At 46.0% G+C, this 22,342-nt stretch carries 23 protein-coding genes and 5 tRNA genes; 10 read left to right on the top strand and 18 right to left on the bottom strand.

Annotated elements, in window-relative coordinates; all coding sequences use genetic code 11:
• Window positions 1–4: 4 nt before the first annotated feature.
• The 9 genes from pduL to BLU30_RS01410 all read right to left on the bottom strand — a co-directional run bounded on the left by pduL (window position 5) and on the right by BLU30_RS01410 (window position 8,567).
• Complete coding sequence (gene pduL / locus BLU30_RS01450) at window positions 5–634, bottom strand: phosphate propanoyltransferase (protein ID WP_090242742.1); 630 nt, start codon at window positions 632–634, stop codon at window positions 5–7.
• 111 nt (window positions 635–745) lie between these two features.
• Window positions 746–2,446, bottom strand: coding sequence for a DNA repair protein RecN (recN, locus tag BLU30_RS01445; protein ID WP_090242740.1), 1,701 nt, complete (start codon window positions 2,444–2,446; stop codon window positions 746–748).
• A gap of 15 nt (window positions 2,447–2,461) precedes the next feature.
• On the bottom strand, window positions 2,462–2,923 hold the full coding sequence (gene argR / locus BLU30_RS01440; RefSeq protein ID WP_090242738.1) for an arginine repressor: 462 nt from the start codon (window positions 2,921–2,923) through the stop codon (window positions 2,462–2,464).
• Entirely contained in the window at window positions 2,920–3,807 is an 888-nt protein-coding gene (locus tag BLU30_RS01435; RefSeq protein ID WP_242873473.1) for an NAD(+)/NADH kinase, read from the bottom strand. Before BLU30_RS01435 ends, argR begins: the two co-directional genes overlap by 4 nt.
• On the bottom strand, window positions 3,791–4,633 hold the full coding sequence (locus BLU30_RS01430; RefSeq protein WP_090242734.1) for a TlyA family RNA methyltransferase: 843 nt from the start codon (window positions 4,631–4,633) through the stop codon (window positions 3,791–3,793). The genes BLU30_RS01435 and BLU30_RS01430 overlap by 17 nt, the downstream gene beginning before the upstream one ends.
• 34 nt (window positions 4,634–4,667) lie before the next feature.
• Window positions 4,668–5,279 carry a hypothetical protein gene (locus BLU30_RS01425; protein WP_090242732.1) on the bottom strand — a complete coding sequence of 204 codons (612 nt, stop codon included), beginning with the start codon at window positions 5,277–5,279 and terminating at the stop codon, window positions 4,668–4,670.
• A 762-nt stretch (window positions 5,280–6,041) separates the two neighbouring features.
• A complete protein-coding gene (locus BLU30_RS01420; RefSeq protein ID WP_090242730.1) occupies window positions 6,042–6,869 on the bottom strand; it encodes a MetQ/NlpA family ABC transporter substrate-binding protein in 828 nt (275 codons plus the stop codon).
• 20 nt (window positions 6,870–6,889) lie between these two features.
• A complete protein-coding gene (locus BLU30_RS01415) occupies window positions 6,890–7,552 on the bottom strand; it encodes a methionine ABC transporter permease (RefSeq protein WP_090242728.1) in 663 nt (220 codons plus the stop codon).
• On the bottom strand, window positions 7,542–8,567 hold the full coding sequence (locus BLU30_RS01410) for a methionine ABC transporter ATP-binding protein (protein ID WP_176770787.1): 1,026 nt from the start codon (window positions 8,565–8,567) through the stop codon (window positions 7,542–7,544). The genes BLU30_RS01415 and BLU30_RS01410 overlap by 11 nt, the downstream gene beginning before the upstream one ends.
• A gap of 194 nt (window positions 8,568–8,761) precedes the next feature.
• Here BLU30_RS01410 and pyrE point away from each other — a divergent pair, with 194 nt between their 5' ends.
• From pyrE to BLU30_RS01380, 6 genes are all read left to right on the top strand, one after another.
• Window positions 8,762–9,430, top strand: a complete 669-nt coding sequence (pyrE, locus tag BLU30_RS01405; protein ID WP_340148115.1) for an orotate phosphoribosyltransferase — start codon at window positions 8,762–8,764, stop codon at window positions 9,428–9,430.
• Between the two features lie 110 nt (window positions 9,431–9,540).
• A tRNA-Gly gene (locus tag BLU30_RS01400) sits at window positions 9,541–9,614 on the top strand.
• A 7-nt stretch (window positions 9,615–9,621) separates the two neighbouring features.
• Window positions 9,622–9,698 (top strand) — tRNA-Arg (locus BLU30_RS01395).
• Between the two features lie 16 nt (window positions 9,699–9,714).
• Window positions 9,715–9,790, top strand: a tRNA-His gene (locus BLU30_RS01390).
• 11 nt (window positions 9,791–9,801) lie between these two features.
• A tRNA-Gln gene (locus BLU30_RS01385) sits at window positions 9,802–9,877 on the top strand.
• Between the two features lie 26 nt (window positions 9,878–9,903).
• A tRNA-Lys gene (locus BLU30_RS01380) sits at window positions 9,904–9,979 on the top strand.
• A 110-nt stretch (window positions 9,980–10,089) separates the two neighbouring features.
• Here BLU30_RS01380 and BLU30_RS01375 read toward each other — a convergent pair.
• The 3 genes from BLU30_RS01375 to BLU30_RS01365 form a co-directional block, all read right to left on the bottom strand.
• Window positions 10,090–10,464 (bottom strand): MerR family transcriptional regulator, encoded by a 375-nt coding sequence (locus BLU30_RS01375; protein ID WP_090242724.1) that lies wholly within the window; start codon window positions 10,462–10,464, stop codon window positions 10,090–10,092.
• A 20-nt stretch (window positions 10,465–10,484) separates the two neighbouring features.
• On the bottom strand, window positions 10,485–11,603 hold the full coding sequence (locus BLU30_RS01370; protein ID WP_090243162.1) for an aldo/keto reductase: 1,119 nt from the start codon (window positions 11,601–11,603) through the stop codon (window positions 10,485–10,487).
• 164 nt (window positions 11,604–11,767) lie between these two features.
• Window positions 11,768–12,403, bottom strand: a complete 636-nt coding sequence (locus BLU30_RS01365; protein ID WP_090242722.1) for a lysozyme family protein — start codon at window positions 12,401–12,403, stop codon at window positions 11,768–11,770.
• A 123-nt stretch (window positions 12,404–12,526) separates the two neighbouring features.
• Between BLU30_RS01365 and BLU30_RS01360 the strand changes: the two genes are divergently transcribed.
• A complete protein-coding gene (locus tag BLU30_RS01360) occupies window positions 12,527–13,105 on the top strand; it encodes a CDP-alcohol phosphatidyltransferase family protein (RefSeq protein WP_090242720.1) in 579 nt (192 codons plus the stop codon).
• Here BLU30_RS01360 and prfA read toward each other — a convergent pair.
• Genes prfA through uvrC form a run of 5 tightly spaced genes read right to left on the bottom strand, consistent with a single transcriptional unit; the run spans window position 13,102 to window position 18,798 of the window.
• Window positions 13,102–14,172, bottom strand: coding sequence for a peptide chain release factor 1 (gene prfA / locus BLU30_RS01355; protein WP_090242718.1), 1,071 nt, complete (start codon window positions 14,170–14,172; stop codon window positions 13,102–13,104). The genes BLU30_RS01360 and prfA overlap by 4 nt on opposite strands.
• A 15-nt stretch (window positions 14,173–14,187) precedes the next feature.
• Entirely contained in the window at window positions 14,188–15,063 is an 876-nt protein-coding gene (locus tag BLU30_RS01350; RefSeq protein WP_090242716.1) for a DegV family protein, read from the bottom strand.
• A 58-nt stretch (window positions 15,064–15,121) separates the two neighbouring features.
• Window positions 15,122–15,895 carry a phosphatase gene (locus BLU30_RS01345; protein ID WP_090242712.1) on the bottom strand — a complete coding sequence of 258 codons (774 nt, stop codon included), beginning with the start codon at window positions 15,893–15,895 and terminating at the stop codon, window positions 15,122–15,124.
• Window positions 15,888–16,922 carry an HPr(Ser) kinase/phosphatase gene (gene hprK, locus BLU30_RS01340; protein ID WP_090242710.1) on the bottom strand — a complete coding sequence of 345 codons (1,035 nt, stop codon included), beginning with the start codon at window positions 16,920–16,922 and terminating at the stop codon, window positions 15,888–15,890. The genes BLU30_RS01345 and hprK overlap by 8 nt, the downstream gene beginning before the upstream one ends.
• Entirely contained in the window at window positions 16,915–18,798 is a 1,884-nt protein-coding gene (uvrC, locus tag BLU30_RS01335; protein ID WP_090242708.1) for an excinuclease ABC subunit UvrC, read from the bottom strand. The genes hprK and uvrC overlap by 8 nt, the downstream gene beginning before the upstream one ends.
• A 123-nt stretch (window positions 18,799–18,921) precedes the next feature.
• Between uvrC and BLU30_RS01330 the strand changes: the two genes are divergently transcribed.
• From BLU30_RS01330 to malQ, 3 genes are all read left to right on the top strand, one after another.
• Entirely contained in the window at window positions 18,922–19,179 is a 258-nt protein-coding gene (locus tag BLU30_RS01330) for a hypothetical protein (protein ID WP_090242706.1), read from the top strand.
• Between the two features lie 128 nt (window positions 19,180–19,307).
• Window positions 19,308–19,970: an HAD family hydrolase gene (locus BLU30_RS01325; RefSeq protein WP_090242704.1), complete on the top strand. Its 663-nt coding sequence runs from the start codon at window positions 19,308–19,310 to the stop codon at window positions 19,968–19,970.
• 31 nt (window positions 19,971–20,001) lie between these two features.
• Window positions 20,002–21,552, top strand: coding sequence for a 4-alpha-glucanotransferase (malQ, locus tag BLU30_RS01320; protein ID WP_090242702.1), 1,551 nt, complete (start codon window positions 20,002–20,004; stop codon window positions 21,550–21,552).
• A gap of 99 nt (window positions 21,553–21,651) precedes the next feature.
• Here malQ and BLU30_RS01315 read toward each other — a convergent pair whose 3' ends face one another.
• Entirely contained in the window at window positions 21,652–22,254 is a 603-nt protein-coding gene (locus BLU30_RS01315; RefSeq protein ID WP_090242700.1) for a helix-turn-helix domain-containing protein, read from the bottom strand.
• Window positions 22,255–22,342: the final 88 nt, after the last annotated feature.

The raw sequence follows: 22,342 nt of genomic DNA, 5'->3' as shown, positions 1-22,342 counted from the left end.
CATTTTATTCGAAGGATTTAAAGAATACCTCAACCATATCGCCGTTCATCACATCTTCCTGGGAAAGAATAATGCCGAGCTGGTCATTCTTTGCACCTGCTGCGTTGCCTTCTTCAACATCAATGTGCATTTCTTTTTTATGGGAATCCCCGACACGAACTGTACAATTATTAAGAATGATGCTGCGCTTTCCTGGAATTAAAACGGACACGATCTCTCCATCTGAAAGGCCATATTCCCTACCTTCTTCAGTCGATAGATGGACATGACGCGCTGCGACAATGGCCCCCTTTTCTTTAACCACCTCACCCTTTGGGCCCACAATGGTAAAGCCTGGTGTCCCGTCAATATCACCAGAGTCTTTAACGACGGCATCAATACCCAATTTATAGGTATCCGAAATGCTAATCTCCAATTGACATTCTGGACGTACTGGTCCGATGATACGGACGCCCTTTAAGGCTCCCTTGGGTCCGATGATATCCACCTTTTCCACAGTCGCAAATTGTCCGGGCTGCCCCATCCATTTAAAACGGTTCAACTCATACCCCACACCAAATAAAGTATCACAATCTTCTTTGGTAATATGAATATGCTTGCTGGATAATCCCAATTTAACTGTTTTTTTGTTCATAATTCCTCCTCTGATCTCCAATTCTCCTGAGTTATTCAGTTGTAAATTCAAACTGTTTCAAACAGTAGGGCTATGGTATCATATTTAATTCGAGGTGAACATTGAATATTTTTATGAATGCTTAAGATTTTTTGTCATTTCAAGCATTTCCTTGGCATGGTCATAAGTCCTTTGTGTGATTTCAGCACCACTCAGCATCCGGGCTAATTCTTCTGTTCGTTCTTTATCGGTCAGTTCCTCAAAATGGACCTCCACAGAATTCTCATCCAAATCCTTTTCCACCCGAAAATGTCGATCGGCCATTGCTGCAATTTGGGGTAAATGGGTGATACAGATAATCTGCCGATTTCGGCTCAGCTTTAGTATTTTCTCCGCAACGGCTTGGGCAGTCCGGCCACTGATGCCGGTATCAATTTCATCAAAAATCATGGTAATAATGGTATCCATCCCACCAAAGACGCCCTTGAGCGCTAACATTATTCGAGAGATTTCTCCCCCAGATGCCACCTTGCGAATGGGCTTGGGCGCAATCCCGGGATTCACTGAAATTAAAAACTCCACATGGTCCTGCCCTGTAGGGGAAATACGTTTATCATCCTGTTGAATATCAACCTTGATGACTGCCTTTTCCATTGCCAGGTCCCTAAGCTCCTGAACCATGATATCGGCCAGCTGTTCTGCAATGGCATGACGCTGTATATTCAACTCCATGGCAACCATTTTATAAGCATCCCAAACTTCCAGATATTTTTGCTTGAGTTGATCTTTATACTCATCCTGATTGGTGATTTGGGAAAGGGCCCGGGCAGCCTCTTCGCCATAGGCAATGATTTCATCGACTGTTTCACCATACTTACGCTTTAATCCAGCAATAACGATCAGACGTTTTTCAACCTCATCTAAAGTGTCCATATCAAAATCAATATGATCGATATAGGTGTACAGCTCACCTGAAAGATTTTCCAGATCACTGTAGGCTTCCTCGACTGTCTTTTCAAAACTTTTAAAAATAGGATCGATGGTGCTCAGTACAGCGAGGTATTCCCCCATCCGCGAAAGCTCTGAAAGAATGGTGGTGGCATCCATCTCCTCTCCTCCATTGAGGATTTGGTAGGCCTCATTGGCATTAGTGAAGAGCTTTTCGCTATTTTCAAGAATGTTTTTTTCCTGGATCAGATACTCATCTTCTCCTGGCTCTAAATGGGCTTCACTGATTTCTTTAAGCTCAAATTGATAATTTTCCTTTTGACGTTCAATCTCCCGCTGATCCCGTTCTGTTTCCAGAATGTTTGTCCGGAGCATCTTCAATTCTCCAGCCATTTGGGTTGTTTTTTCTAAGAGCTTTGCAATGGGCGCTCCTCCAAAGGTATCCAATAAAATGCGATGACTTTCTGTCCTAAAAAGGCTGTTATGCTCATGCTGACTATGAATATCAATGAGGTTCTCTCCAATGCTTTTTAGCTGAGTAACGGTCACCAGCACCCCGTTTGCCCGACAAATATTCTTTCCCCGTTCATCAATGGAGCGGGATAAAAGTAACTCTCCGTTTTCAATTTCAATTTCCAGCTCCTCCAGGTGCTTTAACATCGGATCATTGCCCAAAACATCAAACACGCCCTGGACCACCATCTTTCTCGCACCTTTTCGAATGTTATCCCGATTGCCACGCTGCCCCAATAAAAGCGTAATGGCGTCAATAATAATGGATTTTCCTGCACCGGTTTCGCCTGTGATGACATTCAGCCCTTCATCAAATTCGATATCAAGATTTTCAATCAGAGCATAGTTTTTGATATTAATACGTTGCAGCATTGGCCTTCCCCCATTTTAAGACTGGTTTTCTTTCATCAAGCGCCTAAATTTATTGGCAATGATGGTGACATCTTTCTCTTCCCGCACAGCGACAAAAATCGTATCATCCCCAGCAATGGTCCCCACAATTTCTGTCCATTCCATAGCATCGATGGCTAAAGCTGCTGCCTGAGCCATAGCCGGCAAGGTCCTTAGGACGATCAAAAATGCGGTGGTATCTACAGTCAGTACAGATTCCCGAAAAACGGTAGCTACCCGCTCGTCAAAAATAGTCCCGATGTTTTTCATGGTCGCATAGGATTGTCGTCCCCCCTTTCCCGTTACCTTAATGAGCTTTAACTCCTTAATATCCCGGGAAACCGTTGCCTGTGTCACCTTATAACCCGCTGCATTTAACTCCCTTAAAAGTTCTTCCTGGGTCTCAATATTTTTATTTTCAATAATTTCTAATATTCTTGCCTGTCGTGATACCTTCATCTCTTTGCTCCTGTAAATACCTGTGAATCATTTGAAAGCTTTCGTCGAAGACGGTCAAAAAATCCAATATCACTGATCCGAATTAAATTAGCTGATCGCTTTGCCGTGGTGACCTCTACCCGATCCCGCCCACCAATGGGAACACTGATCTGTCCATCTGCACAGACCACCAGATCCCGGGCACTTTGATTAAACTCCAAACGAATGATACTTTTATGGGAAACCACATAGGCCCGGTCATGAAGACGATGGGGGCATATGGGGTTTAAAAGCATGACCTGAGTTCCCGGAACTACCACAGGTCCACCTGCTGCCAAGGAGTAAGCCGTGGACCCTGTGGGGCTGGCAATAATCAGACCATCTGCCCGAAAGGCATCCACTTCTTCATCATCAATAAAGGCCCGAAGCTCCATCATCCGAAATCCTGCATTTTTAACTAAGACATCATTTAGTGCTACATGCTCTTCCACCAGACCGTTCTCAAAAGTAATCCGACATTGAAGCATCATCCGCGGCTCCAGGGTAAACTGCCCTGCACATAGACGTTCTAACACGGGCTCTAAATCAGCCGCTTCTCCCTCTGTCAAAAATCCAAGCTTTCCCAGATTAATCCCGCAAAGAGGAACACCATTGGTGCTGGCATGACGGGCAGCTCCCAAAAGGGTTCCATCACCGCCAAGGGTGACGATACACTGGGGCTTGCTAAAAAATTCATCTTTTAAATACCCCGTAACCCCAGGGATTTCCGTTTCTTGCAGCTGTTTACTAAGCATCACGACTTTTACATTCTGTGCGCTCAAGTACGCCGCGCACCGAGTGGCCATTTCGATGCTATTGCGTTTATCACAGTTGAGATAAATGCCAATTTCATTCATGACTGCCATGATCCGTCTCCCTTCCTGCTGCATGGGCATCTGCAACAACGGTTTTAATGACCTCATCCCAATTCAAAATGCCATCTTCAGCCATCCCCTTCTGGGTAAAGCATAAGAATTCAATATTCCCCTTGGGTCCACGAATGGGAGAAAAGTCCAATCCCCTGATGGTATACCCCGCATTCATAATCCCAGACAATGTCGTCTGCAAAACCTCCTCATGAAGCTTTACCTCCCGCACAACACCATTCTTTCCAATTTTTTCCTTACCGACTTCAAACTGGGGCTTGATCAGCCAAATTCCCAGGCTGCCTTCCTTCGTCAGCCCCGCAATGGCCGGAATAAGCTTTAGGATGGAAATAAAGGAAACATCCATTACCGTCGCATCGGCTATTTCCCCAATATCCTCTGGTGTTAGATATCTGAAATTCGTTCGTTCCATACAGACCACGCGGTCATCATTTCGTAGCTTCCAATCCAGCTGACCATATCCCACATCAATGGCATAAACCCGCTGTGCTCCATTCTGAAGGAGACAATCGGTAAAGCCCCCGGTGGAGGACCCAATATCCAGAAAAACCCGCCCTTGGATCGGAAAAGGAAATATAGCAATCCCCTTTTCGAGTTTCAATCCGCCACGGCTAACATAAGGAAAGAGATTTCCTTTAATAACCACCTGATCCATGGTAATATCCTCAGGAACCTGATCCCCGGCCTTGGTATGGACTTGTCCATCAATTGCCACTAATCCAGCCATAATGGCTTTTTTAGCTTGTTCTCTGGAATCAAATAAACCCAAATCCCAAAGACATTTATCTAAACGTATTTTTTTCATGCTCTGCCTTCTTCTCTTCTGCCTGTCCTCTAGATTATTCGTGACCCTTAACTAATATTTTAACACTGGCGATGGGAACTGCGATTCCATGAATAATCGCTGTTCCATTTTTCATAGCAATCCCTTTGCCAACGGCTTTTCCGCCCACGGTGATGCAAGCAACTGCAGCACTGGCTAATAATCCCACCACCGTAGCATTGAGCACGGGGAAGTAGTTTAATAACTGAGCAACAATGCTCACACTGGTCGCCCCACTGACAATCCCACAAATATCACCGATGACATCATTGCACACATTGGAGACCTGGGGTGCATTCTTCACCATGTTTACACAAGTCTTTGCCCCTTTTATTTTTTTTGCCGCCATGGCATTAAAGGGGTCCAGATTAACAGATGCCACCGCAATTCCCAAAACATCCGCTAAAATACCAATTAAAACAATCACCAGAAGAATGATGAAAGATACAGCGAGTGCGGTATTGGACAAGAGTACATCCGAAATATAGCTAATAATCATCGTAGAAATAAAGGTTCCCAATGAAACCCAGAAAACCCACATTCTTTGCTTATGCTCTTTAATTTCTTTTTTTGATTTCTTTTTTTTTGCTTCTTTACTCGAAGCGCAATCTTTACTATTTTCTCCCATTTTTTCACTTTCCTATAATCAAAAAGAAAGGAACTATGCAGGGCATAATTCCTCAAAACAGGTGGTAGCACAATGAGTAAACTTTGCAACATAGGTTCAGTAGGATTTCCCAAAACATGACTGGAACGTCGCCATTCCAGCGGTTTCCCTTTACATGTAGTCCACGTTGTCACCAAGCGTGGGACTGAATTACCACTAAGTGTGCACTATAATCCCCACTGTGCCTCTTATACGAATGACACGATTGAGCAGCCTAGGGGTTTTCCCCGGCGGCACCCATCGACCCTTAGCCTCTTTTGCAGATTGGGTTTCGGCCGCATTATTTCATAACGTTCGGGCCCTGAACCGTATGAAACTGTCAGACCATCCACCCAAGCCACTCAAGGCAGGCTACACTGCGTCAGAACCTTCAGGCCACTACAGCCTGGGGCACGTTGGCAGGTTTTCCCGGCAAAAGCCGGTCTCCACGGAGGCAGGGTCTACGCCTGCATGCCATTGCAGATCGCCCCATCCTCCTTAACCCCCTGAAAGAACCCTCGACTGGGCGTCGAAAGCAGGAACAAGGGACTTCATCGATATGCCCTTCGACGGATTTTTAGGCCCGCCCTGGTGATCGATAGTGCCGACTAGAATACTGCACCACCTTTGTTTGTATTATATCATTGCCATCAAGGATTCACAAGTGGATTTAGCAGCGGGTTTAATAAAGAGTTAAACAATCAAAAACGAAAAAAGCCGGAGTTAAAACTCCAGCTCATTGGGTTAATCCATGGGGACCACTGCGCCGCCATAGGTATTTAAAATATAATTCTGAACCGATTCGCTTTTTAGGGCATCGATTAAGGCTTTCGTCTTATCGGAATTTTCTTCACCCTTTCGAACCGCTATAATGTTCGCATAGGTTTTAGCTGCTTCAGAATCCTTTTCTTCCTTCGCCAGGGCATCACTCACCTTTAAATCGGCATCCAGGGCATAGTTCCCATTGATGACAGCCATGTCCACGTCCCCCAGGGATCTGGCAAGCTGAGCTGCTTCCAATTCCTGGATCTTTAAATTCTTAGGATTTTCAGCAATATCCTTTGGTGTTGCCGCCAATCCGACCCCTTCTTTTAATTTGATCAGGCCCTGGTTTTCCAATAACAACAGTGCCCGGGCTTCATTGGTGGTATCGTTGGGAACAGCGATGGTCGCACCATCTGAAAGTTCAGCCACAGCCTTTGTTTTTCCCGCATAAAGACCCAATGGTTCATAATGGATTGAAGCTGCAGACACCAGGTCCGTTCCATTTTTTTCGTTATAATCGGTTAAATAGGGGGCATGCTGAAAATAATTAGCATCCAGCTCACCGTTGGACAATGCCTGGTTGGGCTGGACATAATCGGTAAATTCTTTGATTTCAAGGGTATATCCCTTTTCCTTCAAAGCGTCTTCCGCCGCTTTGAGAATTTCAGAATGGGGGGTAGGTGATGCTCCCACCACAATGGTTTTATCGTCTGTCGAACTGGATGAGCCTCCCCCACACCCGGCCAGGGATGTCATGAGCAACCCTGCCGCAAGGACAACTGCACACACTTTTGTAAAACGCTTCATAATTTCCTCCTCTTAACTTTTTATGACTTCCGCTTATCCTGCTTCTGGGCCAGCTTCATTCCCACTTCCTGGAAAATCTGCACAACGAGCACCAGCAAGACAACCGTCACAATCATCACACCATTTTCATAACGATAATAGCCGTAGCGAATGGCAATATCCCCTAAACCACCGCCGCCAACAATACCAGCCATGGCAGAATATCCCAAAATCGTCGTGGTTGCAATGGCCGCCCCCACGATGAGTGAAGGCTTTGCCTCTGGCAATAGCACCTTCACAATAATTTGCATTGGGCTTGCACCCATGGAAAGGGAGGCCTCAATAATGCCCTGATCCACCTCTCTGAGAGACGATTCCACCATCCGGGCCACAAAGGGTGCCGCCGCAATAACCAAAGGAACAATGGTGGCATTGGAGCCAATGGTCGTCCCGGTAATAAGGCGTGTCAGGGGAATAACAGCAATCAACAGGATTAAAAAAGGAATGGACCGTGTAATATTCACAAAAACATCCAGTACCTTGTGGAGGCCAGGAAGGGGTTTAATGCCATTTTTATCGCACACCACCAGGATGACCCCCATGGGAATCCCCAGAGCGTAGGCGATGATTGTGGAGGCCAGGGTCATATACAGGGTCTGAAGGAGCCCCCACCAAATCATACTGATCATTGTACTATCCCACATAATCGGCCACCTCCTCAACACTCAGTCCATTGGAGCGCAGATAACTCAGGACCTTCGTCGCCGAGGTTGAATCCTCTGGCAGCTGAATGACCATCTGTCCCCGGGCAGTCCCATCGATATTCTTCATATCTGCAAACATGATATTCACCAGGGCCTTACATTCCAAAATCATCTTTGAAATGACAGGATCGTAGGACGAGCTTCCGTCAAAAACAATTCGGCAGCATTTCTGACCAACCTTGGTCATCAGGCTTTCACCCTCAGGAAAAATCATCTTTTTAGCAATGGCCGTCTTAGGATTTGTAAAAATGCTTTCAACACTTCCCTGCTCTGCAATCTGGCTCTTATCAATAATGGCCACGTGGCTGCAAATCTCCTCCACCACGCTCATCTCATGGGTAATGATAATAATGGTAATTCCCAGCTTTTGGTTAATATCTTTGAGAAGATTTAAAATCGACCGCGTGGTTGAAGGGTCCAGTGCTGAGGTTGCCTCATCACATAAAAGCACCTTTGGTTCGTTTGCCAATGCCCGGGCAATGGCAACCCGCTGCTTCTGACCACCAGAAAGCTGGGATGGGTAAGACTGTGCACGATCAGAAAGCCCTACCAGCTCCAATAATTCTGCTGCCCGATCCTTTGCCCGATCTTTATCAAAACCAGCTATTTCCAAGGCGAACAGGATATTCTTTTCGGCTGTACGCTGCTCCAAAAGATTAAACTGCTGAAAAATCATTCCCATGGAATAGCGCACCCGGCGCAGCTCTTTTTCGGGCAGGCTTGCAATATCCTGCCCGTCCACTAAAACCCGACCTTCCGTGGGTTTTTCCAATAAATTCATACAGCGAACCAGGGTACTCTTCCCCGCCCCGCTCATGCCAATGATGCCAAAAATATCACCCCGATTAATGGTGATGTTGATATCATCCAGTGCCCGGACATCCCCAGACTTGGTGTGAAAGGTCTTCCCTAAGCCCTGGATCTCAACAATGGGTTGTTCTTTTATGGATTCCATTCTATAGTACCGTTATCCTCCTTCAGACTAAATGTCCAAGTTTACATGGTTATATTCATTTTATTATAATTCAGCCGAATTTCCTTTGTCAAGGAGGAGCTCAGATAATCGGAATAATCCTTCCCTTTCATATTCATTTTCACTTGACTCCCAAAGGCCCTATTGTATAATTAAAGAAAAAAGAATTGGAGAATATCATGGGTTATAAAGAAGAATTCATCGATTTTATGGTTCGCTCTGGCGTTCTCACCTTTGGTGATTTCGTGACTAAGAGTGGCCGAAAAACCCCTTATTTTGTCAACACTGGTAATTATCGAACATCCGAACAAATCGCAAAGCTGGGAAGCTATTATGCCGCCTGCATCGCTGAAAACCTTGGGAATACCAATTTTCTATACGGCCCCGCTTATAAAGGTATCCCCCTGGTGATTACCGCTTCGGTCGCCCTTTATAATGAGCATCAGTGCAACATCCCCTATTGCTTCAACCGCAAAGAGGCCAAGGATCATGGTGAAGGGGGGAACATTATCGGCTATAAGCCCCAGGTCGGCGATATCGCCATGATTATAGAGGATGTCATCACGGCCGGTTCATCGGTTCGTGAAAGTGTTCCCCTGCTCAAGGGCATCGCCGATGTTAAAGTGAATTCCCTCATTATTTCTGTGGACCGAATGGAAAAGGGAACTGGCGGCAAGACCGCCATTCAAGAGGTAGCTGAAGAATTTGGCATCACGACCTATCCCATTGTGACGGTCCGGGAAATCATCGCCCATCTCCATAACCATGAGGTCGATGGGAAAATCATCATCGATGATGCAATGAAGGACCGAATGGAGGCCCATTTGGATCAATTTGGTGTTTAATTTCATAGAAATCTAAGTTTTTTATGTTTTTTATGAAATTATTGTTGACAACACCCCAGATTTCAAGTATACTAAATCTCGTTCTCGACCGAGTCGTTGGGAGCGAGGTTGCGGGTGTAGCTCAGTGGTAGAGCCCTGGCCTTCCAAGCCAGTCGCGAGGGTCCGATTCCCTTCACCCGCTCCATCAATACGCGCCAATAGCTCAGTCGGATAGAGCAACGGCCTTCTAAGCCGTGTGCCCGGGGTTCGAATCCCTGTTGGCGCGCCATTATTTATAATTTGTGGTGGACGTAGTTCAGTTGGTAGAGCGCCAGATTGTGGTTCTGGTTGTCGAGGGTTCGAGTCCCTTCGTCCACCCCATTTTTTTATTTAGGGGTATAGCCAAGTCGGTAAGGCACCAGACTTTGACTCTGGCATGCGTAGGTTCGAGTCCTGCTACCCCTGCCATTTTTATTATTGTCCTATTATATTATGACCCATTAGCTCAGTTGGTAGAGCATCTGACTTTTAATCAGGGTGTCGGGCGTTCAAGTCGCCCATGGGTCACCATCTAAACATTAATGAAAGCCGAAAGGCTTTTTTTTATGCTTTTCACCTTTTCACATCCCCTATCCATGAAAAATAGCCTGTATGGGCCACTTTTCAAATCACTCTTTTTATTATCGCATCTTTTCCTCAAATCCAAGGATAATTTCTTCGTACCGCTCAATTTTATAATCAAGGCGCTGAAGCGTTTCCTGCATTTCCTGAATCCGATGGGCCAGCTGGACACGCTGTTCAATGAGCAAATCCTTTCGGGCGCCAGTGGTCGCATCACCCTGCCTAAACATCCCGACGTATTCAATCAACGTCTCAATGGACAGGCCTGCACTGCGCATACATTTGGCAAAACTGACCCAATTACAATCCTCCTCGGTAAAATCCCGGATCCCATTATTCCTACGATGAATGGGTGGAATTAAACCGATGCGCTCATAATACCTTATGGTGTCGGCTGAAAGCCCGTATCTTTCAGAAACCTCAGTAATCGTCATGATGCCCTCCCTATTGTGCCTCACTCAAAGGTTTCGGCCACTTGTTTTAACGCCTCCATAATGGAGAGATGCTGGGGACAAGCTTTTTCACACTGCCCACATTCAATACAATCCGAAGGTTTTCCAGAGCCCATAATCAAATTGTTAAAATAAACGCTATGGGTCGAAAAGCCCTTATTGTCAGACTGGATTTCAGCATTGTACAGACTAAAATGTTTAGGAATGGCAATCTTTTGGGGACAACCTTCCACACAATAGCCACAGGCCGTACAGGGGATGGCGATTGATGCATTGATCATATCAATGGCCTCCCAGAGAGTAGCCCCTTCTTCCGCGGATAGAGGTATAAAATTTTCCATGGCGCTGATATTATCCAGGAGCTGATCCATATCAGACATTCCACTGAGGACCATCATGACATTATCAAGGCTGGCCGCAAATCGAAGGGCCCAGGATGCCATTGATCCATTGGGATTTTGGGCTTTCAGCAATAATTCAGCCGCCTTTGGTACCTCCGCGAGGGTTCCACCCTTGATTGGCTCCATTACAATGACCGGGACGCCATGATTTGTGGCAACCTCATAGCACCGACGGGATTGAATACTCTCACTTTCCCAATCCAGATAATTGAGCTGGAGCTGCACAAATTCGACTTCCGGATGAGCCGATAAAATTTCTTCTAATAGATCCGCAGAATCGTGGTATGAAAAACCAATATGCTTAATTTTCCCAGCCGCCTTCTTTTCCTGTATAAATCCAAAGCACCCATATTTTTCTGCCGCGGCATAATTATTGACACCAAGATTGTGCAGTAGGTAATAATCGAAATAATCCACCCCGCACTTTTCAAGCTGCTCATCGAAAATCTCAGCCACCTGATTCTGTGATTTCAGAAGCATGGTGGGCATTTTACTTGCCACTGTAAAGGTATCTCTGGAATGGCGTTTCACCAGAACCTCCCGCAAAAACATTTCACTTTTAAAATCATGATACATATAGGCCGTATCAAAATATGTAAATCCCCGGGCTAAAAAAGTATCCACCATTTTTTCCAATACTGGGATATTGACACTGGCCGGATCTTCCAAACGCATTAAAGGCAGACGCATAAAACCAAAACCTAATTTTTTCTGTGTCATTACAATCTCCTGTTTTTTATAATCCGTTACCCAATCCTTTTCCATTGACTGGATGACTTTCTTCTAGCATAACACTTGGAGTCAACTCCAAGTCAAGTGAATTTTCTTATTTTTTCAACCAATAAAAATAGCCAGAATTTCCATCCTGACTACATTTATTGATCTTAATCCTCATTGCTCTGAATCTGTTCATAATAACGCATCACCTTATTGGCATATTCGGGATCCCCATAAACATCCCATCCCAGTTCTGCCTTCATAGCATTGCTGAAAATTCGCGCATTTTCTTCGGTATACCCCTCATTCCGTTCCCTGGCCCAGCTAATGTAGCCATTACCGAAATTATAGCCCTGAATGGCCAATTCCAGGCGACTTAAATCCTCAGGACCCTTACACTCGGCTAAGTCTAAAGCATCGCTAAAATAGCGAACTCCCACCATAATGGAATAGTCTGGATCCTCGATGGCTCCTGGCTCCTTTTCATATACCGTGTTGTGGGTACTTTCACTGCTTTGCATAGGGTCACTGCCAATACCCTTAGATTCCTGCATCATCATAGCCAGAAGAATGTCCGTATAGGGCTCAATATCATTTTCTCTGGCGTATTGCCTTACTGTCGGCTCATAATCCATCACAGCTGAAGTGAGCACGCCAGACACATTGCTTTCCCATAATGTTTGGGCATAAGAGGTCAGATAACGGCATCCTGATGCAATGAGAATGATAATGGCTAAAACAGCTAAAATGGACAAACAACCCAGGGTTTTTATACGATGTCTTTTTTTTCTTTTTTTACTCATTGATTCATCCTAACCCGACAGCCTTTAGACCAGCTTAATCTCATCCGATTTTATCAATTGACATTGTTTAAGTGAATGTTTAGAATTACAATCGTATTGATCTGCAATATGAAAGGAAGCATCATGAAGAAAATTGAAGCGAAGCAAATTTTGAGCATTCCCAATATCCTGAGTATTATCCGTTTACTTTTAATTCCTGTGTTTCTCTATCTTTACCTTAAAGCTAAATCACCCATGGATTTTTTAACCGTTGGTCTGATTATTCTGGGCTCTGGACTCACCGATTTATTGGATGGATTTATCGCCCGACGCTTTAATATGATAACAGAGTTAGGGATTATCTTAGACCCTGTGGCAGATAAACTGACACAATTTGCCGTCATACTGATGCTGATTCTGCGTTTCCCTGGCATCCTGTGGCTGGTTGCCCTATTTATGGTAAAGGAGATTTATATGCTGGTTAACGACATTAAACTCCTCAAAAAAGGAAAACGCTTTAGTGGATCCCTTTGGGCCGGTAAGGTCTCCACTGCTACATTTTTTATCACGGCTTTTTTATTGGTTTCCTTCCCACAAATGGGAGCACTTTATGCCAACCTGCTGATGATTATTACCGGCGTTATGCTCAGTATTTCCTTTTATCAGTACAGTCAGGCCTTTAAGCAAATGTACGCAGAGCTCCGGGAGGAAAGCCGGTCTTAAAGCCCCGCTTTCATTTTCTCCGCCTGGTCTGAGGTGATGAGCGCATCCACCATTTCGTCAATTTCTCCATCTAAAAAGGCATCCAGCTGATGGACGGTCATCCCGATGCGGTGATCGGTTACCCGGCCCTGGGGGAAATTATAGGTCCGAATCCGTTCGCTTCGATCCCCTGTCCCAACCTGACTTTTCCGATCCTTGGCGATTTCACTCTGCTGTTTCTGCATTTCGATTTCATACAACCGGGCTTTTAAAACCTTCATGGCCTTTTCTTTGTTTTTAAGCTGGGATTTTTCATCCTGGCAAGTTACCACTAGTCCCGTGGGCTCATGGGTTAAACGAACTGCCGAGTCGGTGGTGTTAACGCACTGTCCCCCATTCCCAGAGGAACGATAGACATCCACCCGGATATCGTTGGGATTAATTTCAACCTCAACATCATCTACCTCTGGCAATACAGCAACCGTTGCTGTGGATGTATGGATCCGGCCGCCAGACTCCGTTGACGGAATCCGCTGAACACGATGGACGCCACTTTCATATTTTAACCGACTATAGGCACCCTGCCCTTCAATGGCAAAGGTGATTTCCTTAATCCCACCAATATCCGGAATATTGGAATTCATAATTTCACTTTTCCAGCGATGACGCTCAGCATAACGGGTAAACATCCGGAATAAATCCCCTGCAAAAAGAGCGGCTTCACTACCACCGGCACCAGCCCGAATTTCCACAATGACGTTTTTGTCATCGTTGGGGTCCTTGGGAAGCAGAAGGACCTTCAGTTCTTCCTCTAAGCGTTCCTTTTCTTCTGTCAACTCCGATAATTCCATTTCACAAAGCTCTTTAAACTCTTTGTCCAATGCTTTATCCAACAGCATTTCCTTGCTCTCTTCAATGCCCTCCGAGGCTTTTTTATAGGCCATATAATGGGCAATGATCGGCTCCAAATGGGCATGCTCTTTCATAAGCTTCTGCCACTTCGCCTGGTCTGCAATGACTTCCGGATCGGAAATCTTCTGATTTAAATCATCGTATTTTTCTGATAAAAAATCCAGTTTTTCTAACATCCTGTTTCTAACCTCTTAACTCATCTCTATAATTTCATTTTCAAAAAAGAATACCGTCAAACTCCCTGGCCCTGTGTGGGTCCCAATAATGGGAGCTAATGTCATAATTTCAATCATCTTAGGATCGATATGGTGCTTATGGGCAATTTTGATAAACATTTCCACTAAGGCCATATTATCCGCGTGGGCAATATACATCTCCTGCTTTTCAGGATTTTGCATATTTTTAGCCACATAATCCACCATTTTTTTAATCAGTTTCTTTTCGCCCCTGGCCTTATCGATGTTCTGAAGCTCACCGCTTTCATCCACCTCCAACAAAGGGTAAATATTCAGTAAATTTCCGACCATGGCCGTGCCCTTATTTAACCGCCCGCCGCGATACAAATACTCCAAGTTGGTCACTGTAAAAACATGACGGATCTGGGTGGATAATTTCTCACTATAGGCCACCAGGGACTCAAAATCCGCCCCTTTGGACGCAGCTTCTGCCACCTTCGTAACAATCATACCAAGGCCACCAGTAACGGCCTTGGTATCCAGAACCGCCATAGGAACCTCTGGATATTTTTCCTTCACATCCCGTAAAGCAAGCATCGCCGTTTGATATGTGCCTGATAATCCACTGGAAAAGCTCAGATTAATAAAAGCTTCACCTGCCTCAGCGTGTCTCGTAAAGGTCGAAACAAAATCGGAATATGGAATCTGGGAAGTGCTGAAGTGCTCCCCCTTCCGCATTTCAGAATATAGCCGATCTGGTGTTATATCAATTCCGTCCCTAAAGGACGTGTTCCCCTGCATGATGTAGAGCGGCATGATTTCAACACCATACTCCTCTATTAGTGCCTTTGGCATATCACAGGCAGAATCTGTTATAATCTTTATTGTCATGGAACTATTCTCCAATCCTAGCAATTTATCTTTGAATTTATATCATATCATAAGCATCTCAGCTTTCGCAATTAAAATTGAACACGTCCTCCAGGGGTATCCGGGCCTCCCTTCCAATCACTTTTCCATGATGCTTTAAAATATCCATAAATTTCCACGGCTCCAGATTAACAATTAATTCATCTGGGACCCCAGCCAGCTCCAAGGCCCGATCGGCATATGGGAAATGTCCTAAATCACACCGGTAATGGGTATCACTTCCCACCACGATGGGGATATCCAGTTCCGCACAACGTTTTGCTATAGCCACGCAATTGGGCGCACAGCCCTTGCGTATGAAGAAGGACCCATTGTTAATTTCAATCATTTTATCGTGCTTTTTCGCACTTTGTAAAATCGCCTCGTAATCCAGGGGGAAGGTGGGGTTTCCTAAATGGCATAGAAAGTCCACCAAGGGGTTTTCGATGGCTCCCAGCACTGCTGAGGTGTTTTCTGACTGGCTGCCAGGTGTCAGGCAAATATCGTGAAGGGATGCTGAAATGACCTCCAAATTGGGCACGCACCTTTCGGGAATATCCAGGGTTCCCTCAAAATCCATGATGTTTGCCTCGATTCCCTTTAAAACCCGCACATTGTCAATAACCGATGGAATAATCCGGTAATTGGCAAAATAAATGGGATGAGGTGCCCCTGGCAGCTCTGGTCCGTGCTCGGTTAAACAAATCAGCTCCAGACCACGGATATTGGCCACATCCACCAGCTCTTGTACCGTATTATAGGCATGGCCACTGACCACGGTGTGAGCGTGGCCATCCATTAAATAATCACGCATTTTTGTCCTCTTTCTCTTCTTGTAATGCATCCGGGACTTCAGTTTCACTTTTGTCCCCTTGCTTGCGACGCCGTTCCTCTGCAACCTCCTCATTATGTCGTGCAATATTATCACAAAAAATCTGGGCGGAGCGGAAGCCCGCTGCTTTCATCCGGTTATTGATGGCCGCCGTCTCAATAATCGCTGCCAAATTACGCCCGCCAGAAACGGGAATAGTAACCAGGGGAACCTCGACACCAAGGATATCCGTGGTTTCTTCATCCAATCCCAATCGGTCATAGGGCGACCGGTCATTCCAATTTTCCAGACGAATAACCATGTCGATTTCCACAGATCGTTTAACAGACTTTGCCCCGTAGAGCATTCGTACATCGATAATGCCGATTCCCCGAACCTCCATGTAATACCGCAGCATCTCAGGGGCCTCCCCCATGAGGGTATGGCTGTGATGGCAGGTAATCTCCACCACATCATCTGCAATAAAGCTATTCCCGCGTTTAATAAGCTCCAGAGCGGTTTCGCTCTTCCCAATTCCACTGGCTCCGGTAATGACAACCCCAACCCCATGGACCTCGACCAATACGCCATGGATGCCGGTTCTAGGTGCAGTCAGGGTATCCACATAATCCACCAGACGGTAAGTCAGGGAGGTGGTTTTTTCCTTGCTCTTTAACAGGATGCGGTTGTGCTTCTCTGCTGCTTCTTCAAAAAGCTGCACCTGGGGCAAATCCCAGCACACAATAAAACAGGGGAAATTATAGGAGAAGAAGTCGTTGATCCGTTTTTCCCGTAGGCGCTCATCCAGACTCATCAAATAGGACATTTCCACCTTACCGATAATTTGGATTCGGCTGGCATCAAAATACTCGTAATAACCATGGAGCTGGAGGCCTGGGCGGTTAATCCCACCATCGTAAAGCTCGAAGGTTTCAAACTCACAATGGACGATTTCCAAATCCATTTCTTTACAAAAGTCTTTAATGTTAATCACACACAAGGGCTCTGTCCGATTCTCTCTACTATTCATGATTTTCTCCTGTCTGGTTGTTTTCTGTAGACCATGCCACCACTGCCTTCGCCGCCCGTGCATCCATTCCCGGGATAGCTAAAAGCTCCTCTGCCGTCGCAGTTTTTATATTTTCAATCCGTCCAAAATGCCGCATCAAGGCCTCCCGACGTTTTTTCCCAATACCGGGGATTCCCTCCAGCTCCGAAGCCATCATCCCCTTCTTGCGCAATTGATGGTGATACCCCAGGGCATAACGGTGAACCTCTTCGGATATTTCACTAAGGAAGGTACACAGGGGAGTCCCATGCTGAAGGGGATATTCCTCATTCTTATAAATGAGCCCCCTCAGGTGATGGTGGTCATCCTTGACCAACCCTGTAACCGCAATATCCAGCTCCGGGTACATCCCAAGAATACTCCCCACGGCATCAACGTGGGTTTTCCCACCATCGATACAAAATATCTCAGGAAAGGGTAAAAAGCTGCTTTTCCCAGGTTCAACCCCCTCAGCCTGCTCCTTTAATCCCCGCTCAATGCGCCGGAATAACACCTCCTGCATGCTGCCATAATCATTCTGGCCCTCAACGGATTTAATCTTAAAACGCCGATAGGCCTTTCGATCAGGGCGTCCATCTGAAAAAACGACCATTCCGCCCACATTATCCGTTCCGCTGATATTGGATATATCATAAGCCTCAATCCGTTTAGGCAGATCATCCATGTGGAGCAAATCCCGAAGGGAGTCCAGGCGGCTCTTTTTCTTCTCCTGCTTATGGCGCTGTTCCAATAAGTATTGGCCTAAGGTCAGCCGGGCGTTTTCCTCAACCATTTTGGCCATTTTAGACTTCTGCCCCTTCTGGGGCAGTAAAATGTGTACCTTCGCCCCACGGATATCCGATAGCCAGGCGGTGATGGTCTCGGATTCCTCTGCCAGTAAGGGGGCACTTAAAATAATCTCCCTGGGTATAAATGGCCTGCCGGAATAATACTGCTTAACAAATTGGGTGAGAATCTCTTCCTCTGAAGATTCGGAAATACCCTCCATAAAAACATGGTCTCTGCCCAGCATCTTCCCATCCCGCACATTGAAAACCTGAACACAGGCCAGATCCTCCTCCCGTGCCAGGGCGATAATATCCTGATCCTGGGCATTATTTGTAATGATTTTCTGACGCTCCACAATATGGTGAATCCCCTGGATTTGATCCCGCTTTTTTGCCGCTGTTTCAAAGTCCAGATTCTCTGCCGCTGCCGCCATTTCCTGGGTCAGACGGCCAATCATTTCCTTATCCTTCCCATTGAGCAAATCCAGCACAGCATGGATACTCTCCATATACTCCTGTATTGGCACCTTCCCGGTACAGGGTGCACAGCACTGCCCAATATGGTAATTCAGACACGGACGGCCAATGCGTTTTCCAAAGGCCACGTGGCGATTACAGCGTCTCAGGGGGTATACCCTGCCAATGGCTTCAATGGTCTGCTTCACCGCCATGCTGCTGGTAAAGGGGCCAAAATAACGGGCCCCATCCTTTTTATGCTTACGGGTCATGAGAATCCGGGGATACTCATCCTGAAGGGTCACCTTGATATATGGATAGCTTTTATCATCCTTCAGCATAATATTATACTTTGGGTGGTGCTCCTTAATCAGGTTGCACTCAAGGATCAAAGCCTCCATCTCACTGTCCACCACAATGGTCTCAACCCATTCAATGTGGGAAACCAGAGTTACAGTCTTAGGTGTAAGATTTTTGGAGTTTTGAAAATACTGACGTACCCGATTATTTAAATCCTTGGCTTTTCCCACGTAGATAATATCCCCGGCGTGGTTATGGTACATATAAATCCCCGGCTGATGGGGAATGTTTTTTAAAGAATCTCGATCAAACATAGTGCTTTCCTGAAATATTTCTATATGAATTCGTTTTTTTAACCGCTTTAACCTTTTTCATTCTCCTCACATTTGCTATAATACTATCAGATAACGAAAGTACTACAGAAAGGATGTGATTCGATGTTTGAAACACTGTCTCAGAACGGCAATGATACCATCATAAGCAATGGAACCTTTGAAGTCCGGATTATTCCTAAAATATACGATGATGGCTACACCCTGACGAAGGTTGTCAAGGACAAGCCCCTTGAAATCGTCGAAGTTCGCGACATCCGGTTGCCATTATCTGAAAGTGAGATCCTCAAGGAAGCAAAGAAGCTATTGAAACAAATCTATGAATCTGTGGATCTTGGACATTTTACCCTATCGCAGGCATAATGTAATTTTCATAATGAATGACAGTTTACATTATAGCACATAGTCGCACAAACACCAATACGGCCAAAATGGAAAATCCTGGGAATACCCATTTGGGATTTTCCTTTTTTTATGAGATGGAGTGAAGGATGAATAAATACCGTGTCATTATTTTTGATTTAGACGGCACCCTATTGGATACAGCCCCAGGCATTATCAGTGCTGTTCGCTATACCGCCGATACCATGGGGCTGCCCCAATTGCCAGATTCCACCCTGGCGGCCTTCTGTGGTCCCCCCAGCCTAAAATCTTATAAAACCCATTACGGCCTTGATGAAGAAGCTGCCAGGGCCTGCGTCGTTCACCATCGCTGGTACCAGAATGAATATGGCTTTAAAGAGGCTGTGGCCTATATACAGTTAGTGGATTTATTAAAATACCTTAAGTCAACTGGACACCAGCTGGCAGTGGCTACCTTGAAGCGGGAGGATATTGCCATTCGAACCCTTGAAGCCGCCGGTATCGCCCATTATTTCGACACCATCTGCGGTATCGATCAGGCTGAATCGAAAACAAAGGCCGATATCATCTCCGATGCCCTCACCACTTTAGGCCGCACCCCCTGGGATGCTGTTTTAATTGGAGACAGCGAGTACGATGCCCAGGGCGCCTGGTCCGCTGGTATCCCCTTTATCGCCGTCACCTACGGATACGGTTTTAAAACCCCTGAGGATACCAAGGCCTATCATCCCCTCTTTACCGCTGGTGACATCCATGATCTGCTGACCTTCTTTGCTGCTGACAACGAATAAAAACCCATAACTACGGAAAGGATTTGAAAGGATGAAAAGAAAACAGGAATCTTTAAAAACAACATTATTTCCCAGATCCTCAGGTGTTCTCCTCCATGTCTCTTCCCTCCCTGGAGACTTTGGAATCGGCACCTTTGGCAAGGAAGCCCGGGCATTTGTCGATCAATTGTCTGAAATGGGCTGTACCTGGTGGCAGGTCCTCCCCTTTGGACCCATAGACGTCTTTAACTCTCCCTATAAAAGTCTGTCTGCCTTCGCCGGAAACATTTATTTTATCGACCCCGAGGAACTGGGAAAGGCCGGTTTACTCACTGCCACAGAAATTGAAGGGGCCAAAATCAATCGCAATCCTTACATTGCCGACTACACCGCCGTCAAAGAAACCCGGCTATCCCTTTTTCGGTTGGCCTACACCCGCCTGACTGGAGAACTTAAAGAGACAATTGCCCATTTTGTCCAGGCCAATGACCACTGGCTAACCGATTATGCCCTTTATCAGGCCATCCAACAGGAACAAAGCGGACGCCCCTGGACGAAGTGGACCGATGATTTTTTAAAGCATCGTAATCCCAAGGCCCTGGACGCGGCCGCAAAACGCCTGGAGGACGAGATACATTTTCAATATTTTCTCCAATATACTTTCTTTGACCAGTGGCAATCCGTCAAGGAATACGCCAAGGAAAAGGGTATCCAAATCATGGGGGACATGCCCATCTACGTGGATATTGAGAGCGCAGATGTCTGGGTCCATCCCCAGCTTTTCGAAATCGATGCAGAGGGCCATCCCATCAGCGTTGCGGGGGTTCCTCCGGATTATTTTTGTGAGGATGGACAGCTCTGGGGGAACCCCCTGTACCGTTGGCCAAACATGGAAAAAGAAGGCTATGCCTGGTGGATTCAGCGACTTGAACATACTTTAACCCTTTTTGATGCGGTTCGAATTGACCACTTCCGGGCCTTTTCTGCCTATTGGGCTGTCCCTGGGGATGCACGAACCGCCCGAGAGGGAAAATGGCTGCCTGGGCCAGGCATGAAGCTTTTTGACGCCCTTGCCGATGCCATTGACTTTTCAGCCCCCCGGATTATTGCCGAGGATTTAGGCGTCATGGATGAGGGTGTCATCTCCCTATTATCAGAATCCGGGCTGCCCGGTATGGGAGTTCTTCAGTTTGGCTTTATTGAGGATGGAGATAATCAGCACCTTCCCCATAATTATGATAAAAAGACCGTTGCTTACACCGGCACCCATGACAATAATACACTTCTGGGCTGGCTGTGGGAGCTTCTCCCCCATCAACGGGAAAACGCCCTGGCTTATGTGGGCTACATTGGCCAGGGGGATGATTGGCAAGTGGGAGGACCCCAAAGCCGATCCTGCCAGGCTTTCATCCGAGCCCTGTGGCAAAGCGGTGCCAGTATCGCCATCGTCCCCATCCAGGACCTCTGTGGCTTCGGTGGCGACACCAAGATGAACAAGCCAGGACAGGCCGATGGCAATTGGGCCTTCCGAATCGCTGCGGACGCCCTTAAGGGCATTGATGTACCCTTTATCAAAACCTTAAATCAATTGTATAAGCGTTAAAAAACAGATTTGTCGATGCATCTATAATCTGTAAAAAAATTGCCGTGATGGGGCGTTTACCTCCTCCATCACGGCAATTTTTCTATTTTCTTTTCCTATTTAAAGGCTTTTCTGTCGCTTTAAATCCCATTTAAATAATCCATGGCGATTACAATACGCATAGACCGTCCCAGGACGTGTGTCTGAGAAACGAATCTGGGATTCCTGTTCCGGGTAAAGCTTAACCATCTGGAGACCATCGGTGGTCAGCAGGGCAAAAAAGGAAATATAATGATCCTTTTTCATGGGATGCTCCATGGTAATCACCCAATCACCGTCCATGGCCTTCACCTGGATTTCATGGCAATCATCTGCCACCTCAGCTTCAAGCTTCGGCAGACTGATGCCACAGCAGGAATAAGCCCCTTCACCCATGGCATGGATGATATTGCCACAAACCGGACAAACATAAAAGCCGCTATGGCGTATATTGGAGTGCTTATTACGATTCACCATACACTCTCCGGATAGTAGCTCCGCCACAGAGATCTCCAGGGCTGAAGCCAAGGGTTCAAGGAGGGTAATATCCGGCAATCCCCTCCCGGTCTCCCATTTGGACACTGCTTTATCGCTGACAGCAATTTGGTCTGCCAATTCCTTTTGGGTAAGGTGCTTGTCCTCCCTTAACTGCCGTATTGTCTTTCCAGTGACATACTCTCTCATTGGTTATCTCCCTTCATTTTTCAAATTTCTTTTGATACTAAAAGGATAACCTGAGACCTTTCATCCTGCAACCCACCCAGCGTAGAGT

Origin of the sequence: Eubacterium barkeri, from assembly GCF_900107125.1 — a bacterium.
GTDB classification, from domain to species: domain Bacteria; phylum Bacillota; class Clostridia; order Eubacteriales; family Eubacteriaceae; genus Eubacterium_O; species Eubacterium_O barkeri.
Note: the sequence above shows the minus strand (reverse complement) of the source record. Positions and strands in the feature narration are given on the sequence as shown.

Bases quoted from the DNA above. Each gene is read 5' to 3' on its own strand.
- BLU30_RS01345 (WP_090242712.1), bottom strand. From the start codon at position 15,895: ATGCGTGATTATTTAATGGATGGCCACGCTCACACCGTGGTCAGTGGC.
- BLU30_RS01360 (WP_090242720.1), top strand. From the start codon at position 12,527: ATGAAGAAAATTGAAGCGAAGCAAATTTTGAGCATTCCCAATATCCTG.
- BLU30_RS01370 (WP_090243162.1), bottom strand. From the start codon at position 11,603: ATGACACAGAAAAAATTAGGTTTTGGTTTTATGCGTCTGCCTTTAATG.
- BLU30_RS01410 (WP_176770787.1), bottom strand. From the start codon at position 8,567: ATGGAATCCATAAAAGAACAACCCATTGTTGAGATCCAGGGCTTAGGG.
- recN (WP_090242740.1), bottom strand. From the start codon at position 2,446: ATGCTGCAACGTATTAATATCAAAAACTATGCTCTGATTGAAAATCTT.
- BLU30_RS01315 (WP_090242700.1), bottom strand. From the start codon at position 22,254: ATGAGAGAGTATGTCACTGGAAAGACAATACGGCAGTTAAGGGAGGAC.
- uvrC (WP_090242708.1), bottom strand. From the start codon at position 18,798: ATGTTTGATCGAGATTCTTTAAAAAACATTCCCCATCAGCCGGGGATT.
- BLU30_RS01365 (WP_090242722.1), bottom strand. From the start codon at position 12,403: ATGAGTAAAAAAAGAAAAAAAAGACATCGTATAAAAACCCTGGGTTGT.
- hprK (WP_090242710.1), bottom strand. From the start codon at position 16,922: ATGAATAGTAGAGAGAATCGGACAGAGCCCTTGTGTGTGATTAACATT.
- argR (WP_090242738.1), bottom strand. From the start codon at position 2,923: ATGAAGGTATCACGACAGGCAAGAATATTAGAAATTATTGAAAATAAA.
- BLU30_RS01425 (WP_090242732.1), bottom strand. From the start codon at position 5,279: ATGGGAGAAAATAGTAAAGATTGCGCTTCGAGTAAAGAAGCAAAAAAA.
- prfA (WP_090242718.1), bottom strand. From the start codon at position 14,172: ATGTTAGAAAAACTGGATTTTTTATCAGAAAAATACGATGATTTAAAT.
- BLU30_RS01420 (WP_090242730.1), bottom strand. From the start codon at position 6,869: ATGAAGCGTTTTACAAAAGTGTGTGCAGTTGTCCTTGCGGCAGGGTTG.
- BLU30_RS01375 (WP_090242724.1), bottom strand. From the start codon at position 10,464: ATGACGATTACTGAGGTTTCTGAAAGATACGGGCTTTCAGCCGACACC.
- BLU30_RS01330 (WP_090242706.1), top strand. From the start codon at position 18,922: ATGTTTGAAACACTGTCTCAGAACGGCAATGATACCATCATAAGCAAT.
- BLU30_RS01325 (WP_090242704.1), top strand. From the start codon at position 19,308: ATGAATAAATACCGTGTCATTATTTTTGATTTAGACGGCACCCTATTG.
- BLU30_RS01430 (WP_090242734.1), bottom strand. From the start codon at position 4,633: ATGAAAAAAATACGTTTAGATAAATGTCTTTGGGATTTGGGTTTATTT.
- BLU30_RS01415 (WP_090242728.1), bottom strand. From the start codon at position 7,552: ATGTGGGATAGTACAATGATCAGTATGATTTGGTGGGGGCTCCTTCAG.
- BLU30_RS01435 (WP_242873473.1), bottom strand. From the start codon at position 3,807: ATGGCAGTCATGAATGAAATTGGCATTTATCTCAACTGTGATAAACGC.
- malQ (WP_090242702.1), top strand. From the start codon at position 20,002: ATGAAAAGAAAACAGGAATCTTTAAAAACAACATTATTTCCCAGATCC.
- BLU30_RS01350 (WP_090242716.1), bottom strand. From the start codon at position 15,063: ATGACAATAAAGATTATAACAGATTCTGCCTGTGATATGCCAAAGGCA.
- pduL (WP_090242742.1), bottom strand. From the start codon at position 634: ATGAACAAAAAAACAGTTAAATTGGGATTATCCAGCAAGCATATTCAT.